At 53.5% G+C, this 16,962-nt stretch carries 12 protein-coding genes and 1 pseudogene; 4 read left to right on the top strand and 9 right to left on the bottom strand.

All coding sequences use genetic code 11. The features are described from left to right. Window positions 1-176 precede the first annotated feature (176 nt). The 4 genes from ABLV52_RS18725 to ABLV52_RS18740 all read right to left on the bottom strand — a co-directional run bounded on the left by ABLV52_RS18725 (window position 177) and on the right by ABLV52_RS18740 (window position 6,363). A complete protein-coding gene (locus tag ABLV52_RS18725; protein ID WP_348890750.1) occupies window positions 177-3,251 on the bottom strand; it encodes an efflux RND transporter permease subunit in 3,075 nt (1,024 codons plus the stop codon). Next, a complete protein-coding gene (locus ABLV52_RS18730) occupies window positions 3,248-4,396 on the bottom strand; it encodes an efflux RND transporter periplasmic adaptor subunit (RefSeq protein ID WP_348890751.1) in 1,149 nt (382 codons plus the stop codon). The genes ABLV52_RS18725 and ABLV52_RS18730 overlap by 4 nt, the downstream gene beginning before the upstream one ends. Window positions 4,397-4,474: 78 nt before the next feature. Then, entirely contained in the window at window positions 4,475-5,671 is a 1,197-nt protein-coding gene (locus ABLV52_RS18735) for an ATP-binding protein (protein ID WP_110243872.1), read from the bottom strand. After that, window positions 5,668-6,363: a response regulator gene (locus tag ABLV52_RS18740; protein ID WP_064154609.1), complete on the bottom strand. Its 696-nt coding sequence runs from the start codon at window positions 6,361-6,363 to the stop codon at window positions 5,668-5,670. Before ABLV52_RS18740 ends, ABLV52_RS18735 begins: the two co-directional genes overlap by 4 nt. 124 nt (window positions 6,364-6,487) lie before the next feature. On the opposite strand from ABLV52_RS18740, the gene ABLV52_RS18745 reads away from it, so the two are divergent. After that, the gene (locus tag ABLV52_RS18745) at window positions 6,488-7,264 is read left to right on the top strand and encodes a MipA/OmpV family protein (protein WP_072420195.1); all 777 of its coding nucleotides are present in this window, start codon (window positions 6,488-6,490) and stop codon (window positions 7,262-7,264) included. Window positions 7,265-7,731: 467 nt separating this feature from the next. On the opposite strand, the gene ABLV52_RS18750 is transcribed toward ABLV52_RS18745, so the two are convergent. After that, window positions 7,732-8,649 carry an AraC family transcriptional regulator gene (locus tag ABLV52_RS18750; RefSeq protein ID WP_348890752.1) on the bottom strand — a complete coding sequence of 306 codons (918 nt, stop codon included), beginning with the start codon at window positions 8,647-8,649 and terminating at the stop codon, window positions 7,732-7,734. 374 nt (window positions 8,650-9,023) lie between these two features. On the opposite strand from ABLV52_RS18750, the gene ABLV52_RS18755 reads away from it, so the two are divergent. The 3 genes and pseudogenes from ABLV52_RS18755 to ABLV52_RS18765 form a co-directional block, all read left to right on the top strand. Next, window positions 9,024-10,121 carry an alpha/beta hydrolase gene (locus tag ABLV52_RS18755; RefSeq protein WP_348890829.1) on the top strand — a complete coding sequence of 366 codons (1,098 nt, stop codon included), beginning with the start codon at window positions 9,024-9,026 and terminating at the stop codon, window positions 10,119-10,121. A gap of 80 nt (window positions 10,122-10,201) precedes the next feature. Then, complete coding sequence (locus ABLV52_RS18760) at window positions 10,202-10,573, top strand: DUF2255 family protein (RefSeq protein ID WP_025999258.1); 372 nt, start codon at window positions 10,202-10,204, stop codon at window positions 10,571-10,573. Window positions 10,574-10,966: 393 nt separating this feature from the next. After that, window positions 10,967-11,536, top strand: a pseudogene (locus ABLV52_RS18765) (ISNCY family transposase); the annotation flags it as partial. Window positions 11,537-11,600: 64 nt separating this feature from the next. On the opposite strand, the gene ABLV52_RS18770 reads toward ABLV52_RS18765, so the two are convergent. The 4 genes from ABLV52_RS18770 to pgtC all read right to left on the bottom strand — a co-directional run bounded on the left by ABLV52_RS18770 (window position 11,601) and on the right by pgtC (window position 16,624). Further along, on the bottom strand, window positions 11,601-11,939 hold the full coding sequence (locus ABLV52_RS18770) for a hypothetical protein (RefSeq protein WP_017900301.1): 339 nt from the start codon (window positions 11,937-11,939) through the stop codon (window positions 11,601-11,603). Window positions 11,940-12,157: 218 nt separating this feature from the next. Beyond that, a complete protein-coding gene (pgtA, locus tag ABLV52_RS18775; protein ID WP_348890754.1) occupies window positions 12,158-13,408 on the bottom strand; it encodes a two-component system response regulator PgtA in 1,251 nt (416 codons plus the stop codon). Continuing rightward, entirely contained in the window at window positions 13,398-15,407 is a 2,010-nt protein-coding gene (gene pgtB / locus ABLV52_RS18780) for a two-component system sensor histidine kinase PgtB (protein ID WP_348890755.1), read from the bottom strand. Before pgtB ends, pgtA begins: the two co-directional genes overlap by 11 nt. Continuing rightward, window positions 15,404-16,624 carry a phosphoglycerate transport regulator PgtC gene (pgtC, locus tag ABLV52_RS18785; protein WP_048334834.1) on the bottom strand — a complete coding sequence of 407 codons (1,221 nt, stop codon included), beginning with the start codon at window positions 16,622-16,624 and terminating at the stop codon, window positions 15,404-15,406. The genes pgtB and pgtC overlap by 4 nt, the downstream gene beginning before the upstream one ends. Window positions 16,625-16,962: the final 338 nt, after the last annotated feature.

Here is a 16,962-nt window from a genome sequence, read left to right on the forward strand (position 1 = left end):
TAATTGAAAATATTAGAACGATATAGGGAGGTTATTACCATAACACACGTTAAGAAAATATGAATTTTTGATTAGACAAATTCACCCTGTGATGAGCTATGTTTCACACCTGCCGTCGATACCCGCCAGACCTTCTTCTGGCAGAACCCTGAGACGAGGATACGACGGCACGCCACTCATTTTTCATGAATCTCGCCGGAGGAAGTCATTCTCAGCTGTAGCAACAGGCTAAACGATGCAGGTAAAACGGTCAGTGTAACCAGCGTGGCAACCAGTAGTCCCCCGATAATCGCATAGGCCATCGGTCCCCAGAATACCTGATGAGAAATGGGGATCATTCCCAGAATGGCTGCACAGGCAGTCAGGCAGATGGGGCGCGCACGATGCTCTGCGGCCGCAATAATGGCGGCATCGCTTGCCATCCCCTGAGCAAGATTGCTGTCCACCTCGCTAATCAGTATGACGGCGTTACGAATGATCATGCCAGCGAGCGCAATCACGCCAAGCAGAGCGACAAATCCCATTGGTGTTCCACCAGGTAACATAGCCAGCACGATACCCGGTAAACCAAACGGGGCCATCAGTATAGCCAACACAATACGGGAATAGTTGCGCAACTGGAGCATCAACAGCAAGAGCATGATGACCAGTGTCACCGGCAGAACCGCATAGACCGAACTATTACCTTTTTCAGATTCAGCAACCGCGCCCCCTTCTTCAATGCTGTAGCCTTCAGGCAGTTCCGCGCGCAACCTGTCTACCGCTGGTCTCAACGCTGCGGATACTGCTTCGGCGCGAAGTCCCGGGGCGAGGTCAGTTTGCACGGTGATGAAAGGCAAACGCTGTCGACGCCAGATAACCGGATCATCCACGCCCCAGACTGGCGTGGCAAAGGCGCTGAGGGGGATTTGTTTACCGTCATTCCCCTGAATAGTCAGCGAAGAGAAGGTGGCGAGGTTAAGACGCTCATTGTCCCTGGCCCGGAGCACCACATCGACAAGACGGTCATTATCGCGAACCGACGTGACTATACTGCCGGACCAGACGGTATTGAGCATCCGGGCCAGACTTTCTGACGACACGCCCGCAGCCCGGGCGGCGGTCTGATTGACCTTGAGGGTAATGACTCTCTCCGGTTCGCCTGCCGTCTGATTAACCTCGCGGGAGGAGGGTGACCGGCCAATGACATCGCTCAGGCGGTTCGCGATCGACCTGATCTCAAGATAATCTGGCCCACTCACCCGGTATTTGACTGGCCAGCCGACGGGGGGCCCAAGTTCCAGGGGCGATACGCGAGTGATGATGTCGCTAAAGCGCGTAGCCAGTATCCTGTTTAACTGTCGATGAAGACGATCCCGCGCTTTAAGATCTTTAGCCACCACCACCATCTGGGCGATATTTTCATTTGCCAGAAGCACATCCATAGGCAGGTAAAAACGAATCGCTCCCGACCCAACGTATGTCGAAAAGCGCTCAACGTTGCGGTTGCCTGTCAGGGCCTTCTCCAGCTGTTCAGCCCTATTTTGCGTTTCCGACTGCGAGGCATTGGCCGGTAGCGTCAGGCTGACCAGCAATTCAGGCCTGTCGGAGGCGGGGAAAAACTCCCCCTGCATAAAGGTTGTTCCGTAAACGGACAGACCAAGCGCAATGAGAGCAATACACACGGTGGCGAAGCGGTGACGCAACGCCTTGCGCAGTAGCCACTGGTATCCGCGGGCCATCCGTCCAGGACCTTTCGCCTTCTGTCTGATGTTGTCAGATAACAGCCACGTCCCGGTTAACGGTGAAAACAGGATCGCGACAACCCATGAGCACAGCAGGGCGATGAGCACCACGGCAAACAGGGAAAAGCAATATTCACCGGCGCTGGACGCAGCAAATCCCACGGGAATAAACCCGGCAATCATCACAAGGGTGCCCGTCAGCATCGGAAATGCGGTCGTTTTAAAAGCCCGGGTAGCCGCCTGCCGGCGGGAATCCCCGGCTTCCAGACCAGAGACCATGGTTTCCACAGTGATCATGGCGTCATCGACCAGCAGACCCAGCGCGATAATCAATGCGCCGAGAGAAATACGCTGCAGACCTATTCCTGCCAGCATCATTCCCGTAAAGGTCATGGCCAGAACCAGTGGGATGGCCGCAGCCACGACCAGTCCGGCTCGTAAACCCAGCGAGACAAACGAAACGGCCAGGACGATCGCCACGGCTTCGATAAGCACCCGGATAAACCCGCTTACGGCATCGCTGACCACCGCTGATTGATCGGCAACCTTGACCATCTCAATACCGTGCGGCAGCGTGACGCTGATGGCATGCATTTTTGCATTCAGCGCGGCGCCGAAACGCAGCATATTACCCGTCGGCGCCATAGAGATAGCCAGCCCGATGGCGGGTTTGCCGTTAATCCGGTAAACCGGCTGGGGAGGTTCGGTGTTTTCCCGGCTAACGGTGGCAATATCCGTCAGAGGAAGGTAACGATCGTTAATACGCAGCGTGACAGCACGTAAGCTAGCTTCAGAAGTCAGTTCCCCGCTGACCTTTATCGCCATATTTTCCTGTCCGGTGCGGATCATACCTGCCGGGACAACCGCATTTTGTGCTCTGAGGGCATCCGCTACCTGCTGGATGTTCAACCCCATACTTGCCAGACGCGCTGGAGAAAAAGAGAGAACTATCTGTTCCTGCTGCTCACCCAGCAGACTGGTTTTTCCGATATCCGGTAACGACATGAGTTCCCGGCGGATTGTCTCAACACGGTCCCGGACCTCCCGCAGGGTATAGCCCTCAGGTATAAATCCATAAATCGTACCGAACGTATCATCAAATTCGTCGTCGACGGCGGGGCCCTGAACGCCTTCTGGCAACGACGGGGCAATATCCTGCATTTTCTTACGTACCTGATACCAGATATCCGGCACCTTTTGCGGCGGGGTATCGTCACGGAGATTGACATGAATAACGGAGCTCCCGGCACGGGTTTCACTTTCGAGATAATCAAGCCAGGGGGTTTCCTGCAGCTTTTTTTCCAGCGTATCGGTCAGCAGTCGGGTGGTATCCGTTACGGATGCCCCGGGCCATTGCGCAGAAACAACGGCCGTTTTAATCGTAAACGCCGGATCTTCGTTACGTGGCAGGTTCTCATAACAGAACGCGCCCATAGCCATGATCAGCAGCATGAAGAAACTGACCATCTGTTGATTACTTAGCGCCCAGGCGGACAGGTTAAATTTCTCATCCAATACGGGTTTCATGATTCGCACTCCCCGGCAATCACCGGCTCGCCGGAGCGTAATTTACTCACGCCGGCGGTAATCACCCGGTCGCCTGGTTCAAGGCCGCCGGAGATAATAACCGCGGTGGCGGTATAGTATGCTGGCACCACCACGCGAAGCTGGGCCTGCGACCGTGGGTTAATCACATAAACCGCCGGTTTGTCGTCGACGCGGCTCAGCGCTGAAGCGGGAAGGGCGTATCCATGCGGACCCGTTGCGGGTAACGTGACGGTAACGCTGGCGCCCAGCGCCATTGCCAGCGGTGGGTTTTGCAGGGTAGCCCTGACGCGCCATGTGCGGGTCTGAGGATCGGCCTGCGGGCTAATATCTCTTACCGCGGCGGACGCTTGCACCGACGGGTCGCTGAGGAGGGAAACTCGCAAGCCAGCCTGTTCCTGTGGCGGGATCGCCTCGGGTTTAGCGATATCAAACACCACATCGCGGGCTTCACCGGTCGCCAGCGTCAACACCGACTGACCACCACTGACCACCTGACCCGCAGAGGCGCTTACTTCGGTGATCACGCCGCTTTGCGGCGCCATCAGACGCGTCCAGCCAAGGCTTTCCCGGGCATTACGCAATGCGGACTCGCTGTTTTTTAAACGCGCGCGGGCGACAAGCCAGTCTGCGCGGGCGGTATCGAGCTGCGTGCGGGCAATCGCGCCTGTTGGCATGAGCTTTTGCATTCGGTTGAGGTTAAGTGCAGCAACCTGAGCAGCGGCTTTGGCTCCTTCATAATCAGCCTGTGCGCCATCGAGCTGATTCTGACTGGTTGTATTTTCAAGCGTGGCCAGCAGTTGCCCTGCATTGACCCGATCGCCAATATCGACGCTACGCGTCACTATCCGGCCGCCGGTACGAAAGCTGAGAATCGTTTCATCGTGCGCATGGATCTCTCCGGTTCTTTCCAGCGCGGGAAGGGTTTGCGCTGAGCCAACAACAACGTAGCGCACCGTTCGCACAGGATCAGTCGTATTACCCTGGTTGTCCCCGCATCCGGGCAGCAGAAAAATCACTACCGAAAGAAGGGTCAGGGGGAGAAAGTGCAGCCAGGAAAGGGTGCGCGCCACGTCGTACAAATGGTGCAGACTGTGGCGGAGGGAGAGTAAAAATTCATCTGACATAACGCCGCTCCATATAGGTTACGGCGTTATTAAATGCGCGCTTAGTCGAGAAAGATTCGACGTTTCGTCAAGGTATTATCAAGAGCGGCTATTTTCCATCTCAGACGACGTCCAGGGTAACAAAATGCTGACTGCGAGTCCGCCGGTTTCAGGTAACGACGCGCTGATACTGCCACCATGGGCCTGACAAATCGCGCGAGCAATCGACAAACCGAGACCGCTGCCGCCGGAGTGGCGGGCACGCGACTGCTCCTCCCGGCTAAAACGGTTAAACATTTCCGGCAGGAACCGGGAGGATACCCCCGGGCCGTCATCGCGAAATTCGAGGCAATATTGCCGGCTGGCGTAGTGCAGCGTGACATCAAGAAAGCCGCCATCACGCCCGTAACGGAGGGCATTTTCCATAAGGATAGTAAACACCTGGCCCATACGGAAAGTATCGCCTTTAAAAGGACATGCCTGAGAATGATGAAGCCTGATGGTAAAACGATGTGCATCAGCCTGGGGCATGATCCATGTCACCCGTTCCTTAAGCAGCTCATCCAGACGAAAGGGTTCGTTTTCCAGAACCAGATTCCCGGCATCAGACAGTGAGAGCAGATGAAGTTCATCGGTCAGGCGATTCAGGTGCTGAAGCTGTTTCATTACCATTGCCAGTTGTTCCGGGCTGGCATCAAACACGCCATCCAGCATGCCCTGCAAACGTCCGATAGCGGCAGTCAGTGGGGAGCGAAGCTCATGCGCCATGGCCACATGAGAGGTACGTAACTCTTTTTCATAGCGGGCCAGTTTCCCCGTCATGGTATTAAAGTCACTGGCAAAGCTGACCATTTCAGCCGGCGCATTCCTGATGAGCTCTGCCTGGCGGCCAAATTGCCCTTCGGCGACGTCCTTTGCCGCATCACGCAACCGGCTGAACTGCAGCGCCAGTGGCCTGGCATATCTCAACCCCATCACCACAATAAAAGGGATCATGACCAGGACCAGTAACGCCACGGTGACCCAGTCTGCCGAGGCGATGGAGGGTGTTGAATAACTCAACCCCCACCAGGTATCGACGATTTGATGGAAGCGCGCCGGGTCCGCCTGCGGGTTCTGGCTGAGCGCAAGAAACTCTTGTCGGACCGATGCCGGCATTCTGCTCATGATCCAGTAATTCTGCACCGCATAACGTAGCCACATACAGGTCGCTATGACAATTACGCTTCCGATGGCCAGCGCTAATATACGTGCGCAAATCCAGCGCCACAGGGAGGAATAGCGGGTTTTTGTCATGGTTGTCTGAACCTGTAGCCTACGCCGCGAACGTTAACCAGCACGCCGGAAATACCCGCCGCTTCGAGTTTTTTACGCAGGTTATAAATATGGGTATCCACCACACGCTCCAGGGCTTCACTTTCCGGCAAACAGTGCTCCAGTAAATGCTGGCGGGAAAAAGGTCGTGAAGGAGAGCGCATAAGCGTGGTCAGTAGTGAAAATTCGGTTGGGGTCAGATCCAACGTCCGCGGTGTGGTGTCCCCGTCGATAATGCTCGCCACGATGGCCGTAACATCCACTTCAAGTGATTGCCAGCGAAGGATCTCTTCCTTTGTTTCCGTTTTATTGCTGCGACGCAATACCGCCTGCACCCGGGCCACAACTTCTCCCGGATGGTAAGGCTTAACAACATAATCATCAGCGCCATAGCGCAGAGCGCCAATACGATCGGGAGTATCTCCCATGGCGGTGACCATGATCACCGGAACATCATTTTTACGACGCAGGCCAGCCAGGACTTCGGTGCCGTTAAGCCCCGGAAGCATCACATCCAGCAGGATCAGATCGGGTTTCCACCGGTGCGCCATATCCAGCCCGGAAAGTCCATCTCCTGTAATGACGACATCGTAATTTTCACGGCGTAAATAGGCCTCGAGCACGCCAGCCGCATCGGCGTCATCTTCAATAATCAGCACTCTTCTGGACAACATCCGTTCACCTTGACCGATTCTTAACACTATCCCGACGATTCATTGATTTTGCCAAATCATACTGCGCCAACATTTTGTGGCAGCTCCTGCCTCAGGAGAAACCAGCATCCGTGAGGAGAACAGTATGATAGCGATAAAAAAAGCCCTGTATATGACCGTACCGCTTTTGACGGCCATCACATCCTGTGTACAGGCAAATGATGACGGCTCTTTCACTATCGGGCTGGGGGGGCGCTACGCTCCGCGATACTCAGGTTCAGACAAGCAGGTATGGCAGGTGGTTCCGGTGCTTCAGGGTCGTAACGGCGCTTTCTTTATTGATACGCAGAAAGGGGTAGGGTATGACCTGCAGAACGCCAGCGGCTGGTACTTCGAACATACGCTGGGATACGATCTGGGAAGGACGGATAAAAACGCCAGCTGGCGGGCAGGGGCAAATAATCTGAAAGGGATGGGAGACATTGACGTCTCACTGAACACGGCCCTTGCCGTTGGCTGGCAGGCGCTTTCGTGGCTCAGTGTTGAAGGTAAAGCGACGCTGCCTTTAACGGACAGCCAGGGGGTAAGCTACCAGGCATCCTTCACGTTGATTCCCGTACAAACCGATCAGGACACGATCGCCTTTCAAACGGCGGCCCTGTTTGGCGACAACCGTTACCTGAATACCTGGTATGGCGTGAATCCGGAGCAGAGCCGGCGTTCAGGTTATAGCCGCTATTCAGCACCGGGGGGATTTTATGGCATAGACAACAGTCTGATCTGGAGTCACCAGTTTGATGCCCACTGGGGCACGGTTCTGAGCGCTGACTATACCTGGCTTGGGGAGCATGCCAATCAAAGCCCGATCGTGTTACGACGTAACGAGGCGGCACTGGCAGCAGCAGTTACCTGGACATTTTAGGGCAGAGAAAGTGCGGCGTGCGGTTTGCCGGGAACGGTTAAAATTGAGTGAGTCAGCATTATCTGGCAGATACGCAACCAGAAGCAAAACATGTTGTTAACCGCGCCGGCAGACCTGGTGCGGTCCTTGTGTCGCCGACATGCGTTCGCCTGATGAACCCAACGACGATCGAGAGCGCCACAAACGTGCCGGAGGAGTTTTATGAACAACGCCATAGCTGGTTTGTCGGGAAGTTTTCGGTCACGTCGTTCGTCGGCATGAGAACACCGAATCCACCAATAACAACACCAATCCGCTTTGTAAGGTTATCATCTTTATTACTCCAGCCGTCATCAACTGTCACCCGCCCTTGCTGAAGTTATCTCGATATTACGCTACCGTAATGCCTCTTAGCTTTATTTCGAAGCGGCCACCCCGGGCGGAAGTAATATAATTCACTACCGATTTCACTTGTGGCTGTGGAGAATTTATTGAAGCTTACCAGCTGACTTTCTCAGCACAGTAATATCCCTCTTGGGTGACTCCCCGAACATCCGCGTATATTCCCGGCTGAAATGGGATAAGCTTTCGTAACCGACAGCATAGGCTGCTGTGGTGACATCGTAATGTTCATTCAGCATCAGTCGCCTGGCTTCATTGAGGCGCAGCCATTTCTGATACCGGAGCGGGCTCATTCCCGCAAGCTGCCTGAAGTGTTGGTGAAAAGAGGGCGTGCTCATTTGCACCCGACTTGCCAGTTCCTCTACGCGTAAGGGTGACGCAATATTGGTTTTTAACCAGTCGATAGCTTTACCGATACGGTAGCCATGGCCGTCTACTGCTGCAATCTGTCTGAGATGATCGGACTGATCGCTCATCAAAAGCCGGTAATGTATCTCCCTTTGAATCAGCGGCCCGAGGACAGGAATGGCTTCAGGCTCGTCAAGCAAAGAAAGCAGACGGCAGAAAGGTTCCAGCAAAACATCAGTAACCGTTCCTATACCGACACCCGTTCCCGCGTCTCGTTTTTTGACCGGCGGCAGGCTTCCCTGGGCAATTAATTCCATCAGCACGCGCTGGTCAAGTTTATAGGCTACGCCGACGCAGGGCCGGGATGTCGAAGCCTGTAAAACCTCCGAGCTGGCTGGCAGGTCAAGGGAGGTGATCAGGAATTTTTCCGCATTGTATTCGTAAGGTTCACCACCAACCCACATGAGCTTCGCGCCATCGGCCACCAGAACGATACTGGGAGGGACCAGGCAGCTCACCGGAGGAGCGGTTTCGTTTCGGCGGAACAGTTGGAGTCCTTCTACCGCTGTTGGGAAATCACCGGTGCCCGGAGTGCGCTGAGCAATATCCCGGGAAAGCACGCCGAGTAGTTTTTCAACCGTTTTGTCAGAAATCATTCTGTAATACCTCACGTTTATTGCGGCTTTTGACGTTAACAACTTAGCAGCGATGAAAATTGAAATATACGCTTTAAATTCAGTTTCAGAGGATCAGGCAAATAATGCAGAGTATTTTAATAACAACTTTCATGTAAGGCACTCAAAATAACAACACTGAAATGAAGATGTGACCTGTCAGTCAGCTTTCACAGCGAGCCAATTTAACCCGTTCAGGTTAAAGCCATTTTTAACTGCCAGACAGGTTATCCGGAGGAGACATACGTGAAAGAGTTTACTTTCTACAACCCAACCCGAATCTAATTCGGTTCCGGAAAAGAGAGTTGTAACTGAAATACTCATGCATGCTGTCTGAAACTATCCCTCAACATCCAATGAAAGGTTTTAATATCATGACGCTAAAATCTTCAACGCGCTTTTTTAATCGCGCACTCATCGCCGGAGCGATGGCTCTGATTTCAACAGAAGCTGCGGTCGCCCAGCCGGCACCAGGCACAGCAGATTCTTCAGTCCATCTGGTTCAGACGTGGGATAAAACTTTCCCAAGGAGCGAAAAAGTGGATCATCAAAAAGTTACTTTTAAAAATCGTTACGGTATTACGCTGGCCGCAGATGTGTATCTTCCTAAAGATCGCGGGAACAAGAAGCTTGCTGCGCTTGTGATTTCCGGCCCGTTTGGCGCGGTAAAAGAGCAGGCTTCAGGTCTTTATGCTCAGACCCTGGCAGAGCGCGGATTCGTGACGCTGGCATTTGATCCGTCTTATACCGGTGAAAGCAGTGGTGAACCCCGCAATATTGCTTCCCCTGATATCAATACCGAAGACTTTATGGCCGCAGTCGATTTTATTGGACTGCAACCTTATGTGGATCGTGAACGTATCGGTGTCATTGGTATTTGCGGCATGGGGGGGATTGCCCTGAACGCTGTTGCCGTGGATAAACGCGTAAAAGCGGTCGTTGCCAGCACCATGTATGATATGAGCCGCGTAATGTCGAAAGGCTACAATGACAGCGTAACGCCGGAGCAACGCGAGCAGGCGCTGGAGAAGATGAGTCTTCAGCGCTGGGAAGATGCGGCAAACGGCAAACCTGCATACCAGCCAGCCTATAATAAACTGAAGGGCGGGGAAGCACAGTTCCTCGTGGACTATGCGGACTACTACATGACCAAACGCGGTTATCATCCACGAGCCGTCAACTCTGGCAATTCATGGTCGGTGACAACGCCGATGGCCTTCATGAATTTCCCGCTCATGACCTATATCAAGGAAATTTCTCCGCGTCCGATCCTGTTCATCCATGGCGAAAAAGCGCATTCGCTTTACTTCTCCAAAACGGCTTATGAAGCGGCAAATCAACCAAAAGAGCTTCTGATTGTTAAAGATGCCACACATGTCGATTTATATGATCGTATGGATAAGATCCCGTTCGATAACATCACTGCATTTTTTAACAAAAATTTTAATAAGTAAGCCATAGCACCGTCCGGTGCTTTCAGATGCAGTGTCTGCGCGACAAACGACAGACACTGCTCTTGAAAGAGGAGAAGTTTATGTTCTGGAACCCTGAATTATTAACAAGAATAGATGCGGCCGACGACCTGAAAATCGCTCCGTATCATCCCGATATGAATACGACCGGTACGCCGACGTGGATTTGGGAAGTGAAGGTGGAGAACAGACTTTTCGTCCGAGCCTATAGTGGTACCCGTTCAAAATGGTATCAGGCTGCATTGTCCCAGCAGGCGGGTAAGATACTGGCTATTGGACAGGAGTTCGACGTCCTGTTCGCAAAACCATCAGACCCTGAGCTTGAAAGTAAAATTGATCAGGCTTATCAGAAAAAGTACTCCAGCAGCAGCTATGTTTCAGCAATGACAGGGACACGCGCCAGAGCGGCCACGATTGAGATTTTACCTTCGTGATTTCCTGTCAAAGTGATACTGGGTGTTCTGTGAGACAAAATCTGCCTGTTTAACTTTAATTTCCCTGAAACTGGAGGCAAGTATGAAACATACATAACCGCCAGTTTCTGGTCCGGTGAAAGTTCATCTTCAGGAAGCATTGTCCATTAAGGGAGGAGTTTGAATATCAGATGACAGGGCGAACATGTACTATGAACATAACGCAAGAAAAGGGATGTCAGTCATAAATAAGTACCGTGTTGATTTGTTAAGAGGCCGCTGTCAAATATGAAGTTATTGGGCACTATACGTCATTTAACATAATATACATTATGCGCACTTGTATTGCGGTGGCTAAGTTGTAAGGCCTGCTCCTGGATAAGTGACCCGTAGATTCACCATCGAGGGATTCTGATAACGGCTCATGCAGCGGACGTTTTCACTTTGGATGAAGTTAACCGATTCAAAATCATTCAGGACGTTGTCGACCGGAGTCTGACCACACTTGATGGCCACACAGCGCCTGAGTAAATCTGATCGCCAGTACCGACGCCTTCTGTTGCACTGTCGTGAATCAGCTCGCCAGATATCGCTAACCGCCGTTGTTGAAATCTCAGCAATAACCAGCTGCCAGATGACCTTGCACAGTACGCGCTCAATATTATCCGCGAGCGCTATACCGACTTTGGGTCTACGCTGGCGTGTGAGAAACTCGCAGAACTGCATGATGTTCATCTGTCCAAAGAGACTGTCCGTTCACTCATGGTTAAAGCCGGTCTCTGGATCCCCCGCAAACAACGTGCGCCGAAAATTCAGCAGTCACGTTATCTTCGGGCCTGCTGCGGCGAACTGATCCAGATTGATGGTTGCGACCATCACTGGTTCGAGAACCGTGCGCCCGCCTGTATCTCACTGGTCTATGTCGACGATGCGACGAGCCGCCTGATGCAGCTTCGTTTCGTTAAATCGGAATCGACCTTCACCTCTTCATGCCACTTTAAAATGATGGCGTGGAGATCGCTCTGGAGTCCTTACGCCTGATGTCACCTTATATTGATTGAAGCGTCGCAAGCGCCGAAAGCAGGATACCGATAACGACCGGATAAAAAACGCAGGAAATCAGGAATTCAGCTACCTTATGACCTTCACTTTGTATATGAATAGTTCTTCCTATACTTATCAGAGAGGCAAAAAAACCGATCGTCGCCACAACGGCGATGAAAGTCAGAATGCAATACAGCGTTAACCCGCCAGCCTCTCTTTTCTCAAGGCAACCAAACATCGCCAGCGCCTGCAACAGGCTTAATGCGATCGCCCCGGAGCAGCTTTCACAAACCCTTCCATAGATACCAAACACTTCCCAGGCACGTTCGTTAATGCGCTTCACTCAGAACTCCTTCTATAAAATAAAAAAATAACAGGCGCTTAATTTTTTACCTCTTCACCTTTGCAAATCTATATAAAAAATCCATTTAAAAAATGGTGTCCTCTTTTTTCAGTTATTCATAAGGGTTCACCCTTCCCTGCCCCTTTAGCGTAAAAACATCGTTATTTTCCGGCACAGGAACCATTCAGGATATTATTAACCATCGTCTGGCGCCATGCCTAAACCCCTTTGTAGTGCTCTTTACTCAGGCCATACTTCTTCATTCTGAGATAGAGTTTTTTACGCGGTATCAGCAGATACTCCGCCACCTCATTAATACGTCCCTGGTGGATATTCAGCGCTTCGGTGATGATCTGCCGCTCGACCTCCTCAACCCGCCGATCCAGCGGCGTCGGTTCGCCGACGAGCATCTGCGGATTCACCGTTTCCGCGAGCGGTAATACCCCCACCGCAAACAGCTCGGCGGCGTTCGCCAGTTCGCGAACGTTATTTGGCCACACCCGCCGCATCATCCCCTTCAACAGACCGGCATCCACCTCAGGGACGGGATGATTCAGCCGTTGACAGGTTTTTTGCAAATAGTGATGAAACAGCGGCTCGATATCATCAGGTCGCTTTGACAGAGGTTGGCAGCCAATTTGCGTCATCGCGAAGCAGTAATAGAGTTCCGCCACTATCTGGCTGCTGGCGGCCAGCTCCACCAGCGAAGCATTACCGATACCAATCAGGCGAAAAGGCCGTTTCTCATGACTCTGCAGCTGTACCAGATGATGCTGTTGCCCGTGAGTCAGATGCTCCAGGTGACTTAAGACCAGCGTCCCGCCCAGGGCTTGCGCGATCAGTTCATTCAGCGTGTGGGCGTTAGCCGTGTTGAGTTCGCAGGAGATAAACGGACCTTCGGCGTGACGCCCTAACTGGTGCAGGTAACGCGCGCCGGTCATCCGGCCGGTTCCCGGCTCGCCGTAAAGCCATACCGCAATATCCGTCTCTGCCAGCTGCTGAAGGCGCTGGCGATACCGATCCGTCCATTGGCTGCGGCCAATAAGCTCAACCTGTAATTTTTGCTGACAATACTGGCGACGGGCGATCACCGATTGCCTCTGACGCAGCGCGGCATCCACCAGCGTGAGCAGCTTGCCTGGATCGATCGGCTTTTGCAGGAAATCCCAGGCCCCTTTTTTCACCGCCTCCACCGCCATCGGCACATCGCCGTGACCGGTGATAAGCAGAATCGGCAGCAGATCGTCATCCTGATGAAACAATGTCATTAAATCGATTCCGGAGCAGCCGGGCATGCAGACATCGCTTAAAACAATGCCGGGCCAGTCCTTCGGCACCCGCTCCCGCGCATCAAAAGGATTATTACAGGCACTGACGTGATACCCCGCTTGCTCAAGCAGCTGCGTATAGGCATCCAGCACATCGGCATCATCATCAATCAGCAGAATCGAACAGTGATTACTCAACATCTTTTACATCCGTCAAATTGAATTCCAGCACCACGCAGGCACTGCGCGTAAACGTCGACGCCAGGCGCAACGCCCCTTTCATTTGCGTCATCAGCGAAACACTTATCGAAAGCCCTATTCCCAGTCCCACGGCTTTGCTGGTAGTGAACGGCTTTAACAGCGAAGGGAGTAAGGCCGCAGGCCAGCCGGGGCCGTTATCGGCAATCAACACGCACAGCCTTTCGCCCTGGATGTGCCAGCTCACGGTGATTTGCGCTGCGTGCGGGCAAGCATCAAGGGCATTTGACAGCACGTTCACCAGCACCTGATGAACACGCACTTCGTCTCCCAGGATCCAGACGGCGTCATCCGGTATCAGCAGCGTCCCCTGCTGAGGTTTATGGCGCATCGCCAGCAGTTCCCATGCCACGGTAAAGGTCTGGCGCAAATCGACCGGGTGCAGCGGCGTTTCCAGTTCTGCGCGGCGGGTAAACTGGCGCAGGGAGCGGATAATCGCGTCAATGCGGTTGATCAGCCCTTCCGCTTTGCTTAACGTCGTCCGCGCCTGCTCCGTCTGTCCCTGCTCGATTGCCCTTCCTGCGGTAAAAAGATACATCGACAGCGCATTCAACGGCTGATTGATCTCATGCGCCAGGGTGGTCATCGTCTGCCCCACCACCGCCAGTTTAGCAGTCTGGATCAGCTCGTCCTGAGTGGCACGCAGATCGGCCTCAATCGCTTTCCGCTCGCCTATCTCCTGTTCAAGCTGCTGTTTTTGCGCATTAAGCTGACCGAGGGTATGGCGAAGCAAACCGGCAATACGTCCCAGCTCGTCGCGCCCGTAAACCGGAATGGTCGCTTTGGTCTGGCCCAGACCAATCTGCACCACCGCCTGATTCAGCGCGGTAAAGCGTTTCACCAGCCGCGAGCGAATAAAATAATGGTTCAGCCCCCACGCCAGCAGCAGCGCCAGCAGCGTCGCCACCAGGATTAACCCGCCGCTGACCCGGACAATCTGCCCCATACGTTGATTAAACATCTGCATCTGCTGGTGACTGCTGCCAAGCTGGGCTTCCAGCAGCGTTCTGAAGCGTCCCAGCGTCGCTTCTCTGGCCCGGCTGGCTTCCACGAGCGCTTTTTGCGCAGTAACGTAGTCGCGCATGGTGTCCGGCATCTTATTTTTCACCATGCCAATTTCCAGCAGCTCATCGATCGTTTGTCGCAGGGTAATGGTGCTCGGCCAGTCATCCAGCGCACGAATATTTTCATCCGACGTTTTCTTCAGGTTTTCCAGATAGCGGATATGCGTCTCCACCAGCATGCCGTCATCATTCCCGGATTTCAGTTCATTGAGCCTGTCGCGCAGGTCGTCAACGATCTGATTTTCAATACGCGCCAACGTATAGACCTGCTGTTGTTCATTCTGCACTTCCCGGGAGCGTTTCAGGTACTGCGCCGCATCCCCCTGTCGGGCTTCAATCTGATCGAGCAGCGTTCCCTGTTGCCAGGTAAAATCCTGCACCAGCGAATTCAGCTCGGTGGTGAAATCATCGTGCAGCCAGTCGATCCGCGCCGAAAGCTCTCCCACCTTTTCGCGAACCAGAAACATGTTGTAGAGCACGCGATCCAGTTCCGCCAGCAGCGCGCGGCTGTCCTGCAATATCACCGCCAGCTGCTGGCGTTCTGCCGGCGACAACCCCTGGCTCAGCCGCTCTATTTTATCCAGATGCTGGATAATCTGGTTGCGCAGCTGCAGGCGTACCGTGGTATTCGGCGCCAGCAGAAATTCATTGAGCTGATCGACCACCAGGTTGAGATTCCCTTCAATCAGAAAAGCCGAATGGATGCGCGGAAAATACTCATCCAGCGAATAGCGGATCTGCGAACTTTGCTCATGCCATGAATAGAGGCTGACGCTGCTGACAATCAGCGTCAGCAGCGCCCCCATCAGAAAAGCCCCGCGCAGGCTGCTACTGATACTGATTTGCCGCAGACGTTGCAGTATGGACCTGCCCATCATTTCAGTTCTTCCAGTTTATTAATCGCCTGCCGCTGATTGTTGAGAAACCAGAGCTGCCACTCCATCATCTGCTGTTCCGCGAAGCTCTTATTGTCAAACTGAGCCAGCCAGGCTTCATCCTCGCTGCTGGCCGGATCGACCGGCACACGGGTCAGCAACGCGCGAATCTCGGGCAGCGGACGCTTGAGACGGGCCTCCGCGCTATGCAGCGCTCGCCAGGCATCTTTTAGCTGAGCAAGACGAAAGCTGATCGCCGTATCGAACATCCGTTGCACCAGGCGCTGGCGTTTGAGGATCAGCCGATAGTTCAATGGCGGTTGGTTCATCAGCACCGCCTGCTGCGCCGCCCGCGGATTGCCCGCCGCCAGGGGCGTTACCGGGTATTTCCCGGTATTGGCATCGGCGAGGATCGTCTGGCCCTCCGGGCTTAACAGATAGCGAATAAACCGCCGCGCCTCGCTGGCGTGCTGGCTGTTTTTAAGCACCGCGACATAGGTCGGCGAAACCGCCGACTGCGGGAAATAGGTAAAAGCCAGGTGCGGATCGTTCATCAGCAGATTGGCGTAGTTATCAATCACCGGACCGGCCACGCCCAGGCCGCTTTTAATCTTATCCGCCACCCCAAAGCTGCGGGATGAAATGGTCACGAGATTTCCCGCACTCATCAACAGCGTTGCCCATCCCTTAATCCAGCCTTTTTGTTGCAGCAGCGACTCCACCATGAGATGGTTGGTATCCGAACGCGACGGACTGCTCATCAGCAGCGCCCCCTGATAGCGGGGATCGGTCAGATCATCCCAGTCCGCTGGCGCAGGCAGGTGCCGTGTCATCAGCGCCGGGCGATTAATCAGCAAACCGAACCCGGAAATCGCTACGGCCACGGAGGTGGAGCGAATGGATTCCGGCACCAGTTGTTGGCTGACTGCCGGCGCACCGCTGAACGGCGCCAGTTTTTGATGCTCCTGAAGATGCTGCAGCAGCATCGGCGACGAGGTCAGGATCAGATCGACATTTTCGGCATTTGCCGTGTCAAGCAGCTGTTCCAGCGAGGCGCTGGTGCGGTTGAGCGTCCTGATCGTCACTGACCCCGGTTCTTTCTGCCAGCGATCGATAATCCACACGGTGGCGCTGGGAGAAAATGTCGTCGCCATCACCAGCTCATTGCTTTGCGCCGCACAGGGTCTCAGCCAGGCGGTCAGCAGCAGCATCGCGAGCATTTTGCTCACTATCCCGCCCCGACGAAGAGACATGTTTGTGATCCCGTTCATAAATATTGAAATACCAAAAAAATTACGTTGAGACAAAACTTACCCGTTTATGACAGCTGGCGAATTAATCACCGCGAGCGGAAAAATAGCCAAACGGGCGCCCGGGAATATCGCTAAAGATTACCAGATAATGATTGGGGAATTTGTTAGAGTCCGCACAAGCCGGACATAAAATCAGCGCAACATTAATTCCGCAGGTTCTCGCTCATTCAATATGAGTCAAAATCAACCCATCAATTCATTAGTTTGAGTCAGTTTTGACTCATTTCGACGATTTGTATTTTACG

Origin of the sequence: Klebsiella sp. GB_Kp056 (genome assembly GCF_040064755.1) — a bacterium.
Taxonomy (GTDB): Bacteria; Pseudomonadota; Gammaproteobacteria; order Enterobacterales; family Enterobacteriaceae; genus Klebsiella; species Klebsiella quasipneumoniae.

Bases quoted from the DNA above. Each gene is read 5' to 3' on its own strand.
- ABLV52_RS18725 (WP_348890750.1), bottom strand. From the start codon at position 3,251: ATGAAACCCGTATTGGATGAGAAATTTAACCTGTCCGCCTGGGCGCTA.
- ABLV52_RS18730 (WP_348890751.1), bottom strand. From the start codon at position 4,396: ATGTCAGATGAATTTTTACTCTCCCTCCGCCACAGTCTGCACCATTTG.
- ABLV52_RS18735 (WP_110243872.1), bottom strand. From the start codon at position 5,671: ATGACAAAAACCCGCTATTCCTCCCTGTGGCGCTGGATTTGCGCACGT.
- ABLV52_RS18740 (WP_064154609.1), bottom strand. From the start codon at position 6,363: ATGTTGTCCAGAAGAGTGCTGATTATTGAAGATGACGCCGATGCGGCT.
- ABLV52_RS18745 (WP_072420195.1), top strand. From the start codon at position 6,488: ATGATAGCGATAAAAAAAGCCCTGTATATGACCGTACCGCTTTTGACG.
- ABLV52_RS18750 (WP_348890752.1), bottom strand. From the start codon at position 8,649: ATGATTTCTGACAAAACGGTTGAAAAACTACTCGGCGTGCTTTCCCGG.
- ABLV52_RS18755 (WP_348890829.1), top strand. From the start codon at position 9,024: ATGAAAGGTTTTAATATCATGACGCTAAAATCTTCAACGCGCTTTTTT.
- ABLV52_RS18760 (WP_025999258.1), top strand. From the start codon at position 10,202: ATGTTCTGGAACCCTGAATTATTAACAAGAATAGATGCGGCCGACGAC.
- pgtA (WP_348890754.1), bottom strand. From the start codon at position 13,408: ATGTTGAGTAATCACTGTTCGATTCTGCTGATTGATGATGATGCCGAT.
- pgtB (WP_348890755.1), bottom strand. From the start codon at position 15,407: ATGATGGGCAGGTCCATACTGCAACGTCTGCGGCAAATCAGTATCAGT.
- pgtC (WP_048334834.1), bottom strand. From the start codon at position 16,624: ATGCTCGCGATGCTGCTGCTGACCGCCTGGCTGAGACCCTGTGCGGCG.